Genomic DNA, 16,937 nt, shown 5'->3' with positions numbered 1-16,937 from the left:
GCCGACGGCCGCGCCGGCCCCCGAAAAGAAGAGGTCGGACCCGGCCCGGAATTCGGGGCGCAGCCATCGAGGTGTCGTTCGCGCTGCCTCAGCCTCGCACGGGACCGGCCCGGCCAGAATAGGACCTACGTCCCAGCCCCCTGCGCGACGACGGCACGGGCAGGTCCAAAAACGTTCCGCAGCGGAGAACTCCCGCCCTGGGCAGATGGGCCTATTGCACGCCCGCGGCGCGGGACACAGAATCCGTAGCGCGCCCCTTCCGTCAACAGCGGGCCGCGCAGGTCGCCGGCGCCCCGTGCGGCGGCGACCGGGCCTTCGCGGCGGAACTCCGAAACCGGACTGATATCTCGCAGGACAGGTGGTGCGGTGATGACGGAAACGGCTCAGACGGTGCAACGGGCGGGCACCGAAGACTTCCGGGCGGCCATGGCCCGGTTCGCGTCCGGGGTCGTGGTGGTGACGACACGGGACGCGGACGGGGAGCCACGCGGCTTCACCGCGAGTTCGTTCTGCTCGGTCTCCCTGCGCCCCCAGCTGGTTCTCGTCTGCCTGGCGAACTCGGCCGACTCCTATGCGGCGTTCGCCTCCTGCGGACCCTTCGCGGTGAGCGTGCTGGGCAGCGAACACGACGCGCTGGCGACGCGGTTCGCGACCAGGGGCGCGAACAAGTTCGCGTCGGGCGGGCTGTCGCTCACGCCCGGCGGGCTGCCGGCCGTCGCCGGCGCGCTCGCCGAACTGGACTGCGAGGTGCACGCCCGCCACCAGGCGGGGGACCACATGATCCTGGTCGGCCGGGTGTCCGGGGCCCGTCTGGGGCTGGACACGGCGGCGCCCATGGTCCATTACGAGCGGTCGTTCCGGTCCCTGGCCTGAGCGGGACCGGCACGCCGGACATATCCCATGGGTAGATGGACCTATTGCCCGGGCGCCATTCGGGCCGGAGAATTCATATCGAGCCTCCCCCTTTCACGGAGAAATGCGGAGCGCACCGGGAGGCTTTCCCCGAACCGCCGGTCCGGCGTCGAATTCCCCGACAGTGGAACTTTTCTTTCCATCCTCCGGGAAACGACACGGGCGGCAGAAACACATCGCAAGCAGAAGCATTCAGATCGCGAATCACGGGAAACAGGAGATACGAGGATGCTGCTGAGAGTTGATCCGGTCGATTCCTTTTCCGGGACGTTCCGTGTTCCTTCCTCGAAGCCGGAAACGCAAAGGGCGATTCTGACCGGCACGCTGGCCGAGGGCACGTCGCGCGTCTACAACGACCTCCGTTGCGACGAGACGGAGACCATGAAGAACGCCTGCCGTGCCTTCGGTGCGCAGATCACCGAGCACGACGGGTTCCTGGAGATCCAGGGCATCGGCGGTTCGTTCCCGGCGGTCGGACGCGTCATCCAGTCGCGCGGCTCGGGCCTGGTGTTCCGCATCGTGACGGCGCTGGCGTCCGTCCAGCCCTCGCCCGTCGTGGTGACGGGCGACGCGACCCTGCGCAACCGGGTGATGGAGCCCCTGCTGGAGGCGCTGCGCGAACTCGGCGCGGACATCGAGTCGATCGTCGGCGAGAACAAGGCGCCGATCGTCAACTGGGCACGCGGCCTGCGGGGCGGGACCTGCCGGCTGCCGGGCGACATCAGCTCGCAGTTCATCACCGCCATCCTGTTCGCCGCTCCGCTGGCGGAGAACCCGGTGGAGATCGAGGTGACGGGCGAGGTCTACTCCCAGTCCTACATCCGCCAGACGCTGGCGAGCCTCACGGACGCCGGAATCAAGGTCACCGCGTCGGACGACATGCGCCACTACCGGGTGGAGCCCTCCACCTACCAGGCCCAGGACGTCGTCATCCACGAGGACTACACCTCCGCCTCGTACCTGCTGGCCGCGGCGGCGCTGTTCCCCGGCCGGACCGTGCTGACCAACGTGTACGGCGACAGCATGCAGGGCGAGTTCGCGATCGTCCCCATCCTGGAGAAGCTCGGGGTGGGCATCACCTTCGACCGGGCCAACTCGTCGCTGACCGTCGACACCCCGCCCGACGCCCTGCGCGGCGACTTCGAGGTGGACGTGAGCGACTGCCCCAACATCGTGCCCACCCTCGCCGGCCTGGGCGCGTACGTGCAGGGCAGCCTGCGGCTGACCGGCGGTCGCCTCACCCGCTTCCACAAGGCGTCGCGCATCGAGGCCATGGCCTCCGAACTGACCCGCGCGGGCGTGGACATCGAGGTCCTGTACGACGACGGGATCTGCGACGGCTTCGAGGTCCGCGGCGCGCAGACCTACCCCGGTGGGGTGACGCTGTCGAGCTGGGGCGACCACCGCATCTTCATGTCCCTCTTCGTCGCGGGCCTGCGGATGCAGTTCGCCAACCACTTCTCGGGCTTCGAAGACGTCAAGCTGTCCTTTCCCACGTTCATGGAGGAGTTCTCCAACGCGGGCGTCCGCACCATGGCCGTCGAGGAGGTGCAGGCCACGGCCGAGGCCGTCGGCTGATCCCCCGGAGATCGTGGCGGGGGGGGGGGGGGGGGCCGGGGGGGGCGGCCCCCCCCCCCCCACGGCGTGGGGGCTCCGGGGCCGGCGGCCCGCGGCCGGCGGCGAACGGCGCCCCCGCTCGACCGTCCGCCCCCTCCAGCACAGGAAGCGCCGATGCCTTCTTCGCCCGTCCCCCGGCTGCGCGCCGATGTCTCCGGACTGCCCCGCTACACACCCGGCCGGGTCGCTCCCAGCGATCTCGTGGACAAGCTGTCGTCGAACGAGAACCCCTTCGCCCCGCTGCCGTCGGTCATCGCCGCGCTGCACGGGGAACTGGAGCGCGTCAACCGCTACCCCGACGCGGCGAACGGCGCGCTCGTCACCCGGCTGTCCGGCCGGCTCGGGGTGCCTCCCGAACACGTCGTTCCCGGCGCCGGGTCCCTCGGGGTCACCGCGGATCTGCTGTGCGCGGCCGTCGGCGAGGGGGACGAGGTCCTGTTCGCCTGGCGCTCGTTCGAGGCCTACCCCCGGCTCGTCTGGGCCGCCGGGGCCACCCCGGTGCAGATCCCGCTGCGGGACGAGCGGCACGACCTCGACGCCATGGCCGACGCGCTCACCGAGCGCACGCGCCTCGTCGTCGTCTGCAACCCCAACAACCCGACCGGTACGGCCGTGCGCCGCGGCGAGCTGGAGCGCTTCCTCGACCGGGTTCCGGGCGACGTGCCGGTCGTCCTCGACGAGGCCTACCGCGAGTTCGTCGACGACCGCGACGTACCGGACGGCATCGCGCTCCAGCGCGACCGCCCCAACGTGGTCGTGCTGCGCACCTTCTCCAAGGCCTACGGCCTGGCGCGGCTGCGGGTGGGCTACGCCGTCGCGCACCCCCCGGTCGCGGACGCGCTGCGGGCCTGCGCCGTGCCGTTCGGCGTCAACGGACTCGCCCAGGCGGCCGCGCTCGCCTCGCTGGACGCGGAGCCCGAGCTCCTCCACCGGGTGGAGACCCTGGTGGCCGAGCGCGCCCGCGTCACCCGCGGCCTGCGCGCCGCCGGCTGGAGCGTCCCGGACAGCCAGGCCAACTTCGTCTGGCTGCGCCTCGGTACCCGCACGGCGGCGTTCGCCGACGCGTGCCTGGCCGCGGGGGTCATGGTGCGCCCCTTCGGCGAGGAGGGGGTGCGGATCACCGTCGGCACTCCCGAGCAGAACGACCGCCTGCTGAAGATCGCGGGCGACCTGCGGGCCTGAGGGCCGTCCCGCGGTCTCCGGCCGCACGGCGCGCGGCGCCCCGGATGCGGTACTCGGCCCGGCGGAGGGCCGGTCCCTCCCGCCGGGCTCGTCCGTGCGGTCGCCCGGACGCCCCGCGGTGCCGTGGCCGTCCTCGCGCGCCGGCCGGGGACGCCGGCCGGCCCCCCGCACCCCGTGCCCGCCCGGTGGTGCGGCCCACCGCCGCGCGCCGGAACCCGGCCCGCTCCCCCCGAGGTCCGGACCCGCGGCGTGGCCGCCGCCGCGCGGCGCGGGCTCGGGCCGCGCTCTCGAACCGCTCCAGCCCCGCTCACGAAACACCTTCCGGAAACGCTCCAGCCCGGCTCACGAGCCGCACTCGTGTGCGAGCGATGCGCCCGGCGCGGGGCGTAGCTTGGCCGCGGCAGTACGGGGGTGAGGCGGTGCATCGCGCCGCCCGACGCTCCCCGAGGCTGCACGTTCCGCGGAATCAAGTCCTTGAACCGTTCCTCTCTTGCCCTTCGGGGGAACACAGCAGGAGGAAGAAGAACGTGGGAGAAGCACCGGCCGTGAACCTCACCTTCCGGGAGCTGGACGTGCTCGGCCTGCTGGCCGAGGGGCTGAGCAACCGGCTCATCGCCCGTCGGCTCGACATCTCCGAGAAGACCGTCAAGAACCATCTCGGCAGCATCTACTGCAAGATAGGCGCCACCCACCGCACCCAGGCCGCGCTCTACGCGCGCCACGTCGGACTGACCGTCACCCGGGAGGCGGACCCGGCGGACGGTGCCGCCCTGACGGCGCGCGAACGGCACGTCCTCGGCCTGCTGGCCGAGGGGCTGAGCAACCGGCTCATCGCCCGTCGGCTCGACATCTCCGAGAAGACCGTCAAGAACCATCTCGGCAGCATCTACTGCAAGATAGGCGCCACCCACCGCACGCAGGCCGCGCTCTACGCGCGCCACGCCGGCCTCGCCTGCTGAACCCGGCGGGGCCGGCGCGGGGCCGCCCGCGGGAAGGACGCCGGCGCCTCCCGCGGTTCACTCCTCCTCGGCGAGGAACCCGCGCACCAGATCGGCCGCCTCCGGGCGGCACTCCTCGAAGTAGGCGTGCCGGGCCCCCGCGAAGAGGCGGCTGCGGGCTCCGGGGATGCGCCCGGCGAGCAGGCCGAGGTTGTCCGGCGGGGTCAGCCGGTCCTGGTCGCCGTGCAGGACCAGGGTGGGTGCGGTGATGCGCGGCAGGTCGTTCCAGGCGTCGTGCTCGTTGCTGGCCACCAGATGGGCGCGGCGCGCGTGGGCGGGCATCCGCGGGTCGCCCAGGGTGCGGTAGGGGCCGGGGTGCGCGGCCCGCCATTCGGGCGAGTACATCAGGTCGGCGAGCGCCCGCCGTACCGCCTCCGGGTCGGGTCGGGCGAGCAGCTTGCGCACCGCGGTGTCCCGTTCCACGGCGTGCGGGCCGCCCGGGGAGGTACAGCCCAGCACCAGCCGGCGGACCCGCCCCGGATGGCGGATCGCGAGCCACTGCGCGACGCGTCCGCCCATCGACGTGCCGTAGACGTCGGCGCGCGGGACGCCGAGCGCGTCCAGCACCGCCACCACGTCGTCGGCGAACTGCACGGTGGAGTACGGCCCTTCGGGCTTGTCGCTGTCACCCGTGCCGCGCGGGTCCAGCGTGATGGTCGAGCGCAGGCCGTGGAAGTCCTCCCGGACGCCGTCCCACCAGTGGTGGTCGTTCGCCTGCCCGGCGAGCAGGACCAGGGGCGGGCCCTGCCCCCTGTGCTGACAGGCCAGCGCGGTGCCGTCCGGGGTACGGGCGATGACCGTCGTGGCCTGCTGGTCGTGTTCGGTCATCGACCGGAACCACCTCACTGTTCGAAGGGACGGCGCGTTCCTCAGCTCTCGCCCACCTCGGCGACCGGCCGACGGGAGCGGGCCAGCTCGATCTCCGGGACGTGCTCCTCGGCCCAGCGCCGCACCGCGCGCAGCGGCACGAGCAGGGAGTGGCCGAGCGGAGTCAGGGCGTACTCGACGCGGGGCGGGTTCTCGTCGTACTCGTGGCGGCTGATCAGACCGTCGGCCTCCAGGGAGCGCAGGGTCTCGGTCAGGGCCTTCGAGGTGATGCCCCGGATGTGCCCCTTGAGCTCGGTGAAGCGGCGCGGCCCGCCGTCCAGGGCGTTGACGACGAACACCGTCCAGCGCGCGCCGATCCGGTGCAGCACCGTGCGGCTCGGACACGTCGCCGCCATCACGTTGTAGGCCCTGCCCATGGCTGCCTCCGGTTTCGTTGAAGATACCGGTATCCAATCTATACCGTCAGATCCGATCCTACGAGGAGGAGTGCGATCCATGGAGCGGATTCTGGTCATCGGCGGTGCGCGGGCGCTCGGCGCGGCCATCGCCAGGCGTGCGGTCAAGGACGGTTTCGAGGTGGTGGTCGGCGCCCGCGACCTGGCCGCGGCCGAGGAGACGGCGGCGGAGATCGGCGCCACGGCGGTGCGGTGCGACCTCCAGGACGAGTCGACGCTCGCCGCCGCCGCGGAGCGTCTGAGGGACGGCGTCGACCACATCGTGACGACCGGCTCGGCACCGCACGACGTGCGCGCCGGCGAGCTGGACCGCGACAGGCTGGTGGCCGCCTTCACGGCCAAGGTGCTCGGCCCGATGCTGGTCGCCAAGCACTTCGCGCCGATCCTGCGGCCGACCGGGTCGATGGTGCTGTTCTCCGGAGTGGTCGGATGGCGCCCCGGGCCGGGATCCCTCGTCAAGGGGGTCACCAACGGCGCGGTGGAGTACGCCGCACGCCACCTGGCGGCGGACCTGGCCCCGGTCCGCGTCAACGCCGTCTCGCCCGGCGTCGTGGACTCGGGCGCCTGGGACCGCCTGGGCGACCGCAAGAGCGCCCTGCTGGGCAAGAGCGCCGCGGGGACCCTGGCCGGACGGCACGGCGAGAGCGACGACGTCGTCGACGCGGTGATGTGGCTGCTCGGCGCCGGCTTCGTCTCCGGCGAGACGATCCACGTCGAGGGCGGAGCCCGCCACAAACTCGCCTGAGCCCCGCACCGGCGCCGCCGCGTGCGCCCGGTCGCACGCGGCACGCGGGGCGGGGGCCGGTCCCCACCGTCCCGACGCCCCCCGCACCGGAGTTTTCCCCGGCCCGGCGCACCCCCGCCGGGTGGTTCCGCCGAACCCCGCCGTCCGCAGGCGGGGACCGAGACCCAGGAGACAGACCATGTCCGAGCACGTTCTGATCGTCGGCCCGGGCCGCGACTTCCCCGCCCGCCTGCGCCGGGCCGCGCCCGGTACCCGCACCACCGTCCTGTGCGACGTCACCTACATCGGCCGGGTCAGGGAGCCGGCGGAGAACGTCCGGGTCCTCTGCCTGCGCAGGGACGCGCCCGAGGGCGAGTGGATCGACCTGGCCCAGGCCGTGCACGCCCGTGATCCGTTCACGCGCGTCGCCACGTTCGGGGAGTCGGACCAGATCCCCTACGCCGCGGTCGCCCAGGCCCTGGGACTGCCGGGCCACAGCCCGCGCACCGTGCACCTGGCCCACGACAAGGCCGCGATGCGCGAGTGGCTCCGCGAGAAGGGGATCGACGCCACCGCGTCCCGGCGCGTCGAGAACCTCGACGAGCTGCGCGCCTTCACCCGGCTCCACGGCCTGCCCTGCATCGTGAAGCCGGTGTCGAGCGCGGGCAGCCTGGGCGTCGGCAAGGTCTGCGCCGAGGGCGACCTGGAGCGCGCCTTCGCGCGGGCCGGCGGTGCGGGCCCGTCCGGAGTGCTCGTCGAGGAGTTCCTGGAGGGACCGCAGTACAGCGTCGAGGCGTTCTCCGAACACGGCGAGCACCAGCTGGTGGGGATCACCGCCAAGTGCTCCGACCCGGAGGGCTTCGTCGAACTCGGACACGTCTCCCCCGCCCCTCTCCCGGAGGACCGGCAGCGGAGCATCGGGGCCTACGTCACGCGGATACTCGACGCCCTCGACGTGCAGAACGGACCCACCCACACCGAGGTCGTCCTCACCGGCAAGGGCCCGCGGCTGATCGAGACGCACGTCCGGGTCGGCGGCGACGGCATCCCGGACCTGACCCTGGACGCCACCGGCGTCGACATGGACGACTGCACGACCCGGCAGGCACTGGGCGAGGAGGTGCTGCCCGGCATCCGGGCCGCCCTCGCCGAACCCGGGCCGGCGCGCCGGGCCTCGGCCATCTGGTTCGCCTCCCTCGACACCTCCGGCACCCTCGTCTCGGTCACCGGCACCGACAAGGCGGCGGCCGTCCCCGGCGTCGGCAAGGTCGCCGTCCTCGCCGAACCCGGCACCGAGATCGGCGCGCTCACCGACTCCGACGCCCGCCTCGCCTCCGTCCGCGCGCTCGGGGACACCCCCGAAGCCGCGCTGGCCGCCGCACGGGAGGCCGTGTCCCGTCTGGAGTTCCGCCTGGCCGCACGCCCCCGGGACGGCCGGACGGTCTGAGGCCCGCCCGGCCCGGAACCCCACGAAGAGGAATGGGAACCCTGTCATGACCACTGGCCCCCAGCTCACCACGGTGCCCGGCGGCACCTCGGCGCGCTCAGGATTCTGGTACTTCTGGGCCTCGTCGGGCATCAGCAGCCTGGGGACCGGCGTCACCGCCGTCGCCCTGCCGCTGACCGCACTCGTCGTCCTCGACGCCTCGGCCTTCGACGTCGGCCTCATCACCGCCGCCAGCTACGCGGGCGCCGTCCTCCTCGGGCTGCCGGCCGGTGTCATCGTGCAGCGCTTCCCGATGCGGCGCCTCCAGGTCCTCATGGACCTGATCCGCGCCGTCCTGATCGCGTCGGTGCCCGCCGCGGCGTGGCTGCACATCCTGACCATCGCCCAGCTCGTGCTGGTCGGCCTCTTCATCAGCCTCGCCAACATCCTCTTCGACGTCGCCAACACCGCCTTCCTTCCCGCCATCGTCGGCAAGGAGGAACTGACGGCCCGCAACAGCCTCATCTCCGGCACCCTCGCCACCACCCAGCTGGCCGGCCCCTCGCTGGGCGGCCTCCTCGTGCAGCTCCTCGGCGCGGCCACCAGCCTGTTCACCGACGCGATCAGCTACCTGCTGTCCGCGGTCCTCCTCGGGCGCATCCGCGCGGAGAGCCCCCGCTCCCCGGCGCACGGCCACGAACCGTTCGTCCGGCAGATCAGGGAGGGCGTGCGGTTCGTCCTCCGGCACCCGGTGATACGCCCCTCCGTCCTGGCCTCCACCGCCTTCAACCTCGCCTCCGGGATCGTCCTGGCCGTGGCCCCCGTCTTCCTGGTCCGCACCGCCGGCCTCCCGGCGGGCACCGTCGGTCTCGTCCTCGCCTGCGACGGCCTGGGAGCACTCGCCGGAGCCGCGATCACCACCCGGCTCGCCGCCGGACTCGGCACCGCGCGCGCCGCCGTGCTCGCCACCGCCGCGGGAGCCGCCGCCACCCTGCTGCTGCCGCTGGCCCGGTCGAGCTGGACGGCGGTCTGCTTCGCGCTCGGCCTGGCCGGATTCGCGGCCGGCATCACGATCCTCAGCATCCTCACCCGCACCCACCGCCAGACCGTCACCCCACCGCACCTCCTCCCCCGCGTCGTCGCGTCGGTCCGGTTCTTCACCTGGGGCGCCCTCCCCGTCGGCGCGCTCCTCGGCGGCACCATCGCGGACACCCTGAGCGCACGCGGCGCCCTCGGCACCGCCTGCGCGCTCGTCGTCCTCGCCCCCCTCGCCCTCTACGCGAGCACGGTCCGCACCCTCGGCAACCTCGACGACTGACCGGCGCCGCCCGGCTCTCGGCACGACCGGCGAGGGGAAACCGGTCGTGCCGGGAGCCGGACACGGGAGCCGCGGGGTCCGCGCCGGACCGGAGCGCGGAGGGCGCTCGCTCCCACGTGCGAGGGTGAGGCGGGGCAAGCCGGGGAATTCGAAGGGCAGTTACTCCCCCACGAACCCCGGGCGCCACCCCGTGTGGCCCGCCCGCCCCCCGCACGGAGGCTCCCCCCATGCTGCGAGGCATCGACGTCAGCGCCTACCAGTCGTCCGCCTACGACACCACCGGCCTCTCCTTCGTCTTCGTCAAGGCGACCGAAGGCCGTACGTACGTCAATCCCAAGCTCGCCGCCCAGGTGAAGCGGGCCCGCGACGCCGGCTGCGTCGTCGGGCTCTACCACTTCCTGTGGCCCGGCAACCTCACCGCGCAGGCCGAGCACTTCGTCGGCAAGGCCCCCGAGAGGGCGGGCGACGTGCTCGCCGTCGACTGGGAGACCACGGGCGAGGGCACCCACGCGAGCAACGCGGAGAAGGACCGCTTCGTGCGCAAGGTGAAGGAACTGCGCCCGCACAACCGGGTGGTCCTCTACACGAACCGGAACTTCTGGCTGAACGTCGACACCACCTCGTACGCGGGCGACGGCCTCTGGATCGCCGACTACGTGAGCGCCGGCAAGCCGCGCATCAAGGCGAAGTGGCGCTTCCACCAGTACACGTCCGACCCGGTGGACAAGGACGTCGCCGACTTCCCCAGCAGGACGGCGCTGCGCACCTGGGCGGGCGGAGCCTAGTGCCGTGGGCCGGCGGGGGGGGCGGCGCGGGGCCCCCCCCGCCCCCCCCCCGGGCCCCCCGGCCGCCCCCGCGCCCCCCCCCGGCCCGGGCGCCCCCCGGGGGCGGGGGGGCCCCTTGCGCGGGCCCCGCAGGGGGGGGCGGGCCCCCGCCCCCCGGCCCCCCGGCCGGCCCCCGGCGGCCGGCTCCGTCGCCCGGCCCGTACGCGGTGACCGGACGGGTGTGCCGGACGGTCCGCGACGGCCGGTGCAGCGCCCGCCCCGCGCCGAGCCGTGTACCGGGCGTACCCGGCTGCGGCCCGGTGCGGCGAGAGCGCGTGCGGGGCGGGCGGGGACGGCCGGACGGGCGTCAGCCGCGGAAGTCCTCCGGGCGCTCCCGGGGCGCCGCGGCCAGTGCCTCGGTGACCGCGGTGACGCCCTCGCGCAGACCGTAGACCGGCGTGCCGGGCTGCTGGCGCCAGGAGTCGTCCAGGCCGCCCGCGTCCACGGTGTCGAAACCGATCGCGTCGATCAGCCCGCGGACCCGCCGCTTGGCCTCGGCGTCGTCGCCGGCCACCGGCAGCGCCATGCGGTCGGGGGCGCCGGCGGGGCGGGCGCGGTCCAGGAGGTCCTGGGCGTAGGTGCCGTTGAAGGCCTTCACGACCGCGTGGCCGAGCTGCTGCGCGGTCCAGCGGCTCTCGGTCAGGCCGCCGTCCTCGATCGCGGCGATCCGGCCGTCGCGCTGCCGGGGGTAGTAGTTGCCGGTGTCGATGACGACGACGCCGTCGGCGGCACCGTCCAGGACGCCGTCCGGCAGGTCGGGGACCGCCTTGAGGGGGACCGTGACGACCACGATCTCGGCGTCGCGCGCCGCCTCCTCGACCGGGACGGGCCGGGCCCCGGTCTCCTCGGCGAGCGCGGTGAGCGTGTGGGGGCCGCGGGAGTTGGCCACGGAGACCTCGTGCCCGGCCGCGGTGAACCGCCGGGTCAGGTTGCCGCCGATGTTGCCCGCGCCGATGATGCCGATCTTCATGAGAGACAGACCCTTCCGGGGTGGATGCTCCTGATGGGGATCACCAACCCCGGGCGCCGGTGCCCTATTCCGCCCGATACGGCAGACGGGTCACCGGGCCGCGGGCACGCGGCCCTCGGCCGGTCCGCGTCCGCCGGCGGCCGGCGGGAACGGACGAGGGGGCGCCCGCCGGTCGTGCCGGCGGGCGCCCCCTCGCGGCGCGTCACTTGTTCAGGTGGGCCCAGAACTCGTCGAACGAGAGGAGCTTGTCGCCGTTCAGGTCGCGGGTCGCGATGATGACCTCCGCCACCGACTCGGTGACGTTCCAGTCGCCGCCCTGGGCGAGCGCGGTCTTGAACTCGGCCGCCGTGACGAACCCGTCACCGTTCGTGTCGATCCGCTCGAACTGCTTGCGTGCTTCCTCGATGTCGGCCACCGATCCGCCCCTTCGTCGTGCATCACTGCGTGCGTCGCTGCTGGTGTACGGAGGTCAGATTAACGGGCCGCGCGAGCACGCCGGGCGGTGCCCACCCGCGAGCGGGCCCGGCACCCGGGCCCGCGTCCCCCGGGACGGGCGACGCCGGACCGCGCGTCTGCCAGTGTGGAGCCCGCGGCGGGCGGCGCCGCGGAATCGAGGGCCGACGTGACCGGTACCGGGACGACACTGCGCGCCGTTGTCGAGGCCGCGGGCCGCGGGGTCCCGCCCGCGCCCGACGGGTCCGTCACGATCGTGCGGCAGCACGCGTGGCGCGACGCGGGCGTCCTCGCCTTCACGGCGCACTCGGTGGTCTTCATCGACGAGGACGAGGACTGGGTGCGCGCGGCCCTGGCGGCCGTCGGCTGCGATCCGCTCGCCGCCGCCCTGAACCCCCGTTTCCTGGCCGTTTTCGGGGAGCGGACGGGGCGCTCGCACGACACCGTCGACGTCCTCGCGGTCGCCGGCCCGCTGCCGGGCCCGCCGCCGCTGCCGCTCACGGAGGTGTCCGGGCCGTCCGGTCCCGGCCATCCGCGGGCCGCCGCCGCGCGGGCCCGGCGGGACGGTGTGCGGGCGTGGGAGGCGCGCGGCGGTGTGGTCGTCCTCGGACGCGGGGTCGGCGGACGGCTGGAGGTCTCGGTCGAGGTGGACGAGGAGGCGCGGCACCAGAGGCTGGGCGGGCGGCTCGCCACGGCGGCACGCCACCTCGCCGGCGGCCCGGTGTGGGCGCAGGTGGCGGCCGGAAACGCCCGCAGCCTGCGGGCGTTCCTGGCGGCCGGGTTCCGCCCGGTCGGGGCGGAGGCGCTGTTCACGCCCCGCGCCGCCCCGCCGCGGGCCGGGCGGTGACCGGGGGCCGGGCGGGGCGTCGCGTCATGCTCCGGTGCCGTGACCGGCAGGGTGCGCCGGGTGGCTCGCGGCGTCCGGTGCGGTGCTGCGCACGGCGGAGCGTCGCCCGCGTACGGGATGTACGCGGGTGATGCGACGACGCGGCGAGCCGCCGTCCCGGGCGTCGCGAGCCGGCGGACCCGCCGGTCGGGGCTCTAGCGGAAGATGCCGGTGTGGCCGAGCGAGTAGCGGCCCGGCTGGGGGTAGACCGCGAGGCCGTGCGGGCCGCGGCCGACGGGGATGCGGGCGAGCTGCTTTCCGGTGCGGGTGTCGATGGCGTACACCTCGGCGTCGTAGCGCCCGGAGAGCCACAGGACCTTGCCGTCCGCCGAGACGCCGCCCATGTCGGGGCTGCCGCCGTCCGGCAGCCGCCACTTCCGGGTGAGTTCGTCGCGTGTGAAGTCGAAGACGGAGACGGTGCCTTCGCCCCGGTTGGAGATGTACATCTCGCGGGAGTCGCGGCCGATGTACAGCCCGTGGCAGCCCTTGCCGGTGTGCAGCAGGGTCGGCTGGGCGAAGGTGTCGCCGTTCAGCACCCAGACGCCGTCGGCCTTCATGTCCGCGATGTAGAAGGTCTTGCCGTCCGGGGAGATCTTCACGTCCTGCGGCATCGCGCCGTCGAAGGGCAGCTTCTGCTGGGCGACCACCTTCATCTTCTCGGTGTCGACCTTCAGCAGCTCGCCGCTGAACTCGCAGGACACGACGAAGTAGCGGCCGTCCGCGGAGAAGTCGGCGTGGTTGACGCCGTAGCAGCTGACGGGCTCGGTCTTGACGCGGTTCATCGTGTGCGCGTCGCGGAACACCAGCTCGCGGTCGAGGGAGGCCATGACGATGGCGTACTTGCCGTTGGGCGTGAAGTAGAGGTTGTACGGGTCGTGCACGTCGACCGGCTTGCCCGCCTTGCCGGTGGCGGGGTCGATCGGCGTGAGGCTGTTGCCCTTGTCGTTGTTCACCCACAGCGTCTTCATGTCCCAGGAGGGGACGACGTGCTGGGGCTGGGCGCCGACCGGGATGGTCTCGACGACCTTGTACGTCTTCGGGTCGATGACGGAGACGGTGTTGGACTCGGTGTTCGGCACGTACACCCGGGACGGGAAGTCCTTGACCACCGGGGAGAGCCGGTTCGGGCGGTCGGCCGCGTAGACGTCCGTCGGGTCCAGCAGCGGGGGCATGCCGGGCAGGCCCTCGGGCGCCTTCTTCTTCGCCGGGGCGGGCCGGACGGCGGCCTTGGTGCCGAGGGCCTCGTCGGCGTGTCCGCCGGCGGACCCGCCGCAGCCCGCGAGGGCGGCCAGCGCGGCGAGGGCGGCACCGGCGGCGAGGGCACCGCGCAGGGGGGAACGCGAGGACGGGCGCAGGGAGGAACGCGGGGAGGAACCCAGGAGAGAGGGGGGCGTCGGCATCAGCTCAGCAACTCCGTTGTGGTGACCGGGCGCAGGCCGCGCCCGTCGAGTTCGTGCAGGAGGTCGGGGAGGGCGGCGACGGTGTCGGCGTAGCCGAAGTGGAGGCTCACCACGGAGCCGGGCCGTACGGCCGCCAGGACGTTGCGGGTGACGGCGGCGGCTCCGGGCGAGGTGTAGTCGAGGGAGTCGACGTCGTAGGACAGGGTGTGCGGGTATCCGGCGTCCCGTGCGAGCCGCTGGACCAGGGCCGAGGCCCGAGGACTGCGGGAGGGCCGGAACCAGGTGCCGATCGAGCCGGTCAGCCGCTTCAGCCGGTCCGCGCAGCCGCGGATCTCGGCGGCGGCCTCCGCCTGCGGCATCGCGTTGATGTCGAGGTGGCGGAGGGTGTGGTTGCCGAGGTCGTGGCCGCCGTCGAGGATGCGGCGGGCCATGCCGGGGTGTTCGTCGAGCCAGGTGCCCACGGCGAGGACGGTGACGCGCACACCGGCCTTCTCCGCCTCGCCGAGAACCGAGGTGGCGAGGGCGGGGTCGCCCTGGCCGTGGAAGGTGAGGGCGACCTTCGGGGGATGGGTGCGGGGGCCGTGCGCGATCTGCGCGGGCTGGGCGGGAAAGCGGCGGGGGGCGGGCGCGGGCGGTGCGGTGCGGGCGCTCGGCGCCGCGGAGGCGCTCGGCGCGCCGGGGGGCCGGGACCGGGGATCGGCCCGTGCGGCGCCGGGGGCCACGGGGGCGGAGCACCCCGCGGTGAGGGCGCCCGCGGAGAGCGTTCCTGCGGTGAGCGCGAGGCCCGAGAGCAGGGCCGCGCGCCGCGGTGGGGCGGGTGGTCCGGGATCTTCGGCGGGCGTGGTCACCGGACCATTTAAGGGGCGGTACGCCCGGAATCCAGCGATTGCTCCGTCTGCGGGCGGCTGCGGGTCGGCGGCGGCCCGGGCACCCCGGGGCTCCCGGCCCCGACGGGACGCCGCCGCACCGACTCCGCCGCGGGCCGGAGGCCGGACCCCGCGGGGAGGCCGCCCGGCCCGGAGCGGGGCGGCGCCCGGAGCGGGGCGGCGCCCGGGACGCGGAGGCGGTCGGAACACGGCGGCGCCCGGAGTTGGGCGACGATCGGACCCGGGGGGGGCGGTCGGGAGGCCGTCCGGGGAGGTGTCCTCGCGTTTTGGATCAGTCCGGCGGGTCTGCGATAGTCAGCGGTGCGACCTCCACCCATTGACCCGGGCCCTGGTTGTCGCCGGCACCGCGGACCACACCCCATTCGTTGCGCGGCGCCCCGGAACCCCGGCTGCCACGCGGCCGGGGTTCTCGTGTACGCACGGCTCGCGGCGGGCCGCACGCGACGCGCCGTCCACGCTTCAGCGGTCGGCGACGCGCATCTCGAACCAGGTGGTCTTGCCGCGGGGCAGCAGGTCGACGCCCCAGCGGTCGGAGAGTTTGTCGACGAGGAACAGTCCCCGGCCGCTCAGGTCCAGGTCCTGGACCGGCATGAGGCAGGGAAGGCCGCGCGAGGGGTCGCGCACCTCGACGCGAATCCAGCCGCGGCGGCGGCGCATCCGGAGTCCGAACATGCGGGCGCCGGTGTGTCGTACGGCGTTGCCCACCAGTTCGGAGACGAGTAAGACCGCGTCCTCGGTCATCTTCGGCGAGAGGCCCCAGTGCCGCAGCACCACGACCTGGGCCAGACGCCGGGCCGACGCCGCCGACTCCGGACGGGACGGCAACTGCACCTCGGTGTCGAGAGGGTTGCCGAACGACTCCAGTGCCCTGAGCGCCCGTTCGTCCTCGACCGCAGGCGTCCAGCGCGCCGCGGTCGCACTTCCGTGCCGCCCCGGCTGATCGATACCTTCCAGCCCCGCCATGCCCCCCATCATGGCCGCCGCACCCCCGCCGAGGGGCCGTTCCGGAGGAATACGTCCCCCGGAACGGGACATTCCACAGGGGTCGAACGGCATATGCCCACGGCATTTCGGCGGGCTGGACAGCCCATTCGACCTGGGGCGACGTGCGGTTCGGGGGCATGACCCGGCGGCTGGCCACAAGGTGCGCTTAAGGTTCTCTTAAGGCTGGCATAAACCGCACCATCGGGGGACGCCGGGTAAGACACCGCGTCAATGGGACGGGGGACGGCACCGTCGGCGCGGTGCCGCCGTCCGCCGGGTCAGAGGAACTCGGCCTTGCCCGGGCCCTCCTCGACGAAGCTGCGCATCCCCCGCTCGCGGTCCTCCGTGGCGAACAGGCCGGCGAACCAGTTCCGCTCGATGGCCAGCCCGGTCTCCAGGTCCGTCTCCAGCCCCGCGTCGACCGACTCCTTCGCCGCGCGCAGCGCGATCGCCGGGCCCTGCGCCAGCCGGGCGGCCCACGCGTGGGCGGCCGTGTGGACCTCGGCGGCGGGCACCACCCGGTCGACCAGACCGAGCGTCAGCGCCTCCTCGGCCTTGACCATGCGGCCGGTGAAGATGAGGTCCTTCGCCCGGGAGGGGCCGATCAGCCGGGACAGCCGCTGGGTGCCGCCGGCGCCCGGGATGAGGCCGAGCAGGATCTCCGGCTGGCCCAGCTTCGCGTTGTCCCCGGCGATGCGGTAGTCGGCGCAGAGGGCGAGTTCGCAGCCCCCGCCGAGGGCGTAGCCGGTGACGGCGGCGACGACGGGCTTGGGGATGCGGGCGACGGCGGTGAAGGAGTCCTGGAGCGCCCGGGACCGCGCGACCATCGCCGCGTGGTCCATGGCCTGCATCTCCTTGATGTCCGCGCCGGCCGCGAACACCTTCTCCCCGCCGTACAGCACGACGGCGCGCACGTCCGCCCGCGTCGCGGCCTCCTCGGCGAGTTCCCTGAGACGGTCCTGCGTCGCGATGTCCAGGGCGTTCATGGGCGGGCGGTCCAGGCGGATGGTGCCCACGCCCTCGGCCACTTCGAGATGAACAGTCATGGCAGCAGGTTAGTGCTCGTTAACGGC

General features: G+C 73.9%; 17 protein-coding genes. 9 read left to right on the top strand and 8 right to left on the bottom strand.

Going from position 1 to position 16,937, the window contains the following annotated elements; translation table 11 throughout:
* Positions 1–369 precede the first annotated feature (369 nt).
* The 4 genes from ACGFS9_RS24655 to ACGFS9_RS24640 all read left to right on the top strand — a co-directional run bounded on the left by ACGFS9_RS24655 (position 370) and on the right by ACGFS9_RS24640 (position 4,670).
* Positions 370–873 (top strand): flavin reductase family protein, encoded by a 504-nt coding sequence (locus ACGFS9_RS24655; protein WP_393256221.1) that lies wholly within the window; start codon positions 370–372, stop codon positions 871–873.
* Positions 874–1,140: 267 nt separating this feature from the next.
* Complete coding sequence (gene aroA / locus ACGFS9_RS24650) at positions 1,141–2,490, top strand: 3-phosphoshikimate 1-carboxyvinyltransferase (protein WP_393256219.1); 1,350 nt, start codon at positions 1,141–1,143, stop codon at positions 2,488–2,490.
* Positions 2,491–2,643: 153 nt separating this feature from the next.
* Positions 2,644–3,711: a histidinol-phosphate transaminase gene (gene hisC, locus ACGFS9_RS24645; RefSeq protein ID WP_393256217.1), complete on the top strand. Its 1,068-nt coding sequence runs from the start codon at positions 2,644–2,646 to the stop codon at positions 3,709–3,711.
* A gap of 527 nt (positions 3,712–4,238) precedes the next feature.
* A complete protein-coding gene (locus ACGFS9_RS24640) occupies positions 4,239–4,670 on the top strand; it encodes a response regulator transcription factor (protein ID WP_393256215.1) in 432 nt (143 codons plus the stop codon).
* Positions 4,671–4,727: 57 nt separating this feature from the next.
* Here ACGFS9_RS24640 and ACGFS9_RS24635 read toward each other — a convergent pair whose 3' ends face one another.
* Together ACGFS9_RS24635 and ACGFS9_RS24630 are read right to left on the bottom strand one after the other, a co-directional pair.
* Positions 4,728–5,537, bottom strand: coding sequence for an alpha/beta fold hydrolase (locus ACGFS9_RS24635; protein WP_393256214.1), 810 nt, complete (start codon positions 5,535–5,537; stop codon positions 4,728–4,730).
* Positions 5,538–5,578: 41 nt separating this feature from the next.
* Positions 5,579–5,953, bottom strand: coding sequence for a winged helix-turn-helix transcriptional regulator (locus tag ACGFS9_RS24630; protein WP_393256213.1), 375 nt, complete (start codon positions 5,951–5,953; stop codon positions 5,579–5,581).
* 79 nt (positions 5,954–6,032) lie between these two features.
* On the opposite strand from ACGFS9_RS24630, the gene ACGFS9_RS24625 reads away from it, so the two are divergent.
* The 4 genes from ACGFS9_RS24625 to ACGFS9_RS24610 all read left to right on the top strand — a co-directional run bounded on the left by ACGFS9_RS24625 (position 6,033) and on the right by ACGFS9_RS24610 (position 10,245).
* On the top strand, positions 6,033–6,737 hold the full coding sequence (locus ACGFS9_RS24625; protein ID WP_393256212.1) for an SDR family oxidoreductase: 705 nt from the start codon (positions 6,033–6,035) through the stop codon (positions 6,735–6,737).
* Between the two features lie 178 nt (positions 6,738–6,915).
* Entirely contained in the window at positions 6,916–8,163 is a 1,248-nt protein-coding gene (locus ACGFS9_RS24620) for an ATP-grasp domain-containing protein (protein WP_393256211.1), read from the top strand.
* A 46-nt stretch (positions 8,164–8,209) separates the two neighbouring features.
* On the top strand, positions 8,210–9,460 hold the full coding sequence (locus tag ACGFS9_RS24615) for an MFS transporter (protein WP_393256210.1): 1,251 nt from the start codon (positions 8,210–8,212) through the stop codon (positions 9,458–9,460).
* A 227-nt stretch (positions 9,461–9,687) separates the two neighbouring features.
* Complete coding sequence (locus tag ACGFS9_RS24610; RefSeq protein WP_393256209.1) at positions 9,688–10,245, top strand: glycoside hydrolase family 25 protein; 558 nt, start codon at positions 9,688–9,690, stop codon at positions 10,243–10,245.
* Between the two features lie 346 nt (positions 10,246–10,591).
* Here the strand turns inward: ACGFS9_RS24610 and ACGFS9_RS24605 are convergent, their stop codons facing one another.
* A complete protein-coding gene (locus ACGFS9_RS24605; RefSeq protein WP_393256334.1) occupies positions 10,592–11,332 on the bottom strand; it encodes an NADPH-dependent F420 reductase in 741 nt (246 codons plus the stop codon).
* A 124-nt stretch (positions 11,333–11,456) separates the two neighbouring features.
* Positions 11,457–11,669, bottom strand: coding sequence for an EF-hand domain-containing protein (locus tag ACGFS9_RS24600; protein ID WP_393256208.1), 213 nt, complete (start codon positions 11,667–11,669; stop codon positions 11,457–11,459).
* A 207-nt stretch (positions 11,670–11,876) separates the two neighbouring features.
* Between ACGFS9_RS24600 and ACGFS9_RS24595 the strand changes: the two genes are divergently transcribed.
* Complete coding sequence (locus ACGFS9_RS24595; RefSeq protein WP_393256207.1) at positions 11,877–12,554, top strand: GNAT family N-acetyltransferase; 678 nt, start codon at positions 11,877–11,879, stop codon at positions 12,552–12,554.
* 194 nt (positions 12,555–12,748) lie between these two features.
* Here the strand turns inward: ACGFS9_RS24595 and ACGFS9_RS24590 are convergent, their stop codons facing one another.
* The 4 genes from ACGFS9_RS24590 to ACGFS9_RS24575 all read right to left on the bottom strand — a co-directional run bounded on the left by ACGFS9_RS24590 (position 12,749) and on the right by ACGFS9_RS24575 (position 16,910).
* A complete protein-coding gene (locus tag ACGFS9_RS24590) occupies positions 12,749–13,996 on the bottom strand; it encodes a YncE family protein (RefSeq protein WP_393256333.1) in 1,248 nt (415 codons plus the stop codon).
* Positions 13,993–14,841: a polysaccharide deacetylase family protein gene (locus ACGFS9_RS24585; RefSeq protein WP_393256205.1), complete on the bottom strand. Its 849-nt coding sequence runs from the start codon at positions 14,839–14,841 to the stop codon at positions 13,993–13,995. The genes ACGFS9_RS24590 and ACGFS9_RS24585 overlap by 4 nt, the downstream gene beginning before the upstream one ends.
* 498 nt (positions 14,842–15,339) lie before the next feature.
* Complete coding sequence (locus ACGFS9_RS24580; protein WP_393256203.1) at positions 15,340–15,843, bottom strand: ATP-binding protein; 504 nt, start codon at positions 15,841–15,843, stop codon at positions 15,340–15,342.
* Between the two features lie 299 nt (positions 15,844–16,142).
* Positions 16,143–16,910 carry an enoyl-CoA hydratase/isomerase family protein gene (locus ACGFS9_RS24575; RefSeq protein ID WP_393256202.1) on the bottom strand — a complete coding sequence of 256 codons (768 nt, stop codon included), beginning with the start codon at positions 16,908–16,910 and terminating at the stop codon, positions 16,143–16,145.
* Positions 16,911–16,937: the final 27 nt, after the last annotated feature.

It is taken from the genome of Streptomyces sp. NPDC048566 (assembly GCF_043199735.1).
Lineage (GTDB): Bacteria > Actinomycetota > Actinomycetes > Streptomycetales > Streptomycetaceae > Streptomyces.
Note: the sequence above shows the minus strand (reverse complement) of the source record. Positions and strands in the feature narration are given on the sequence as shown.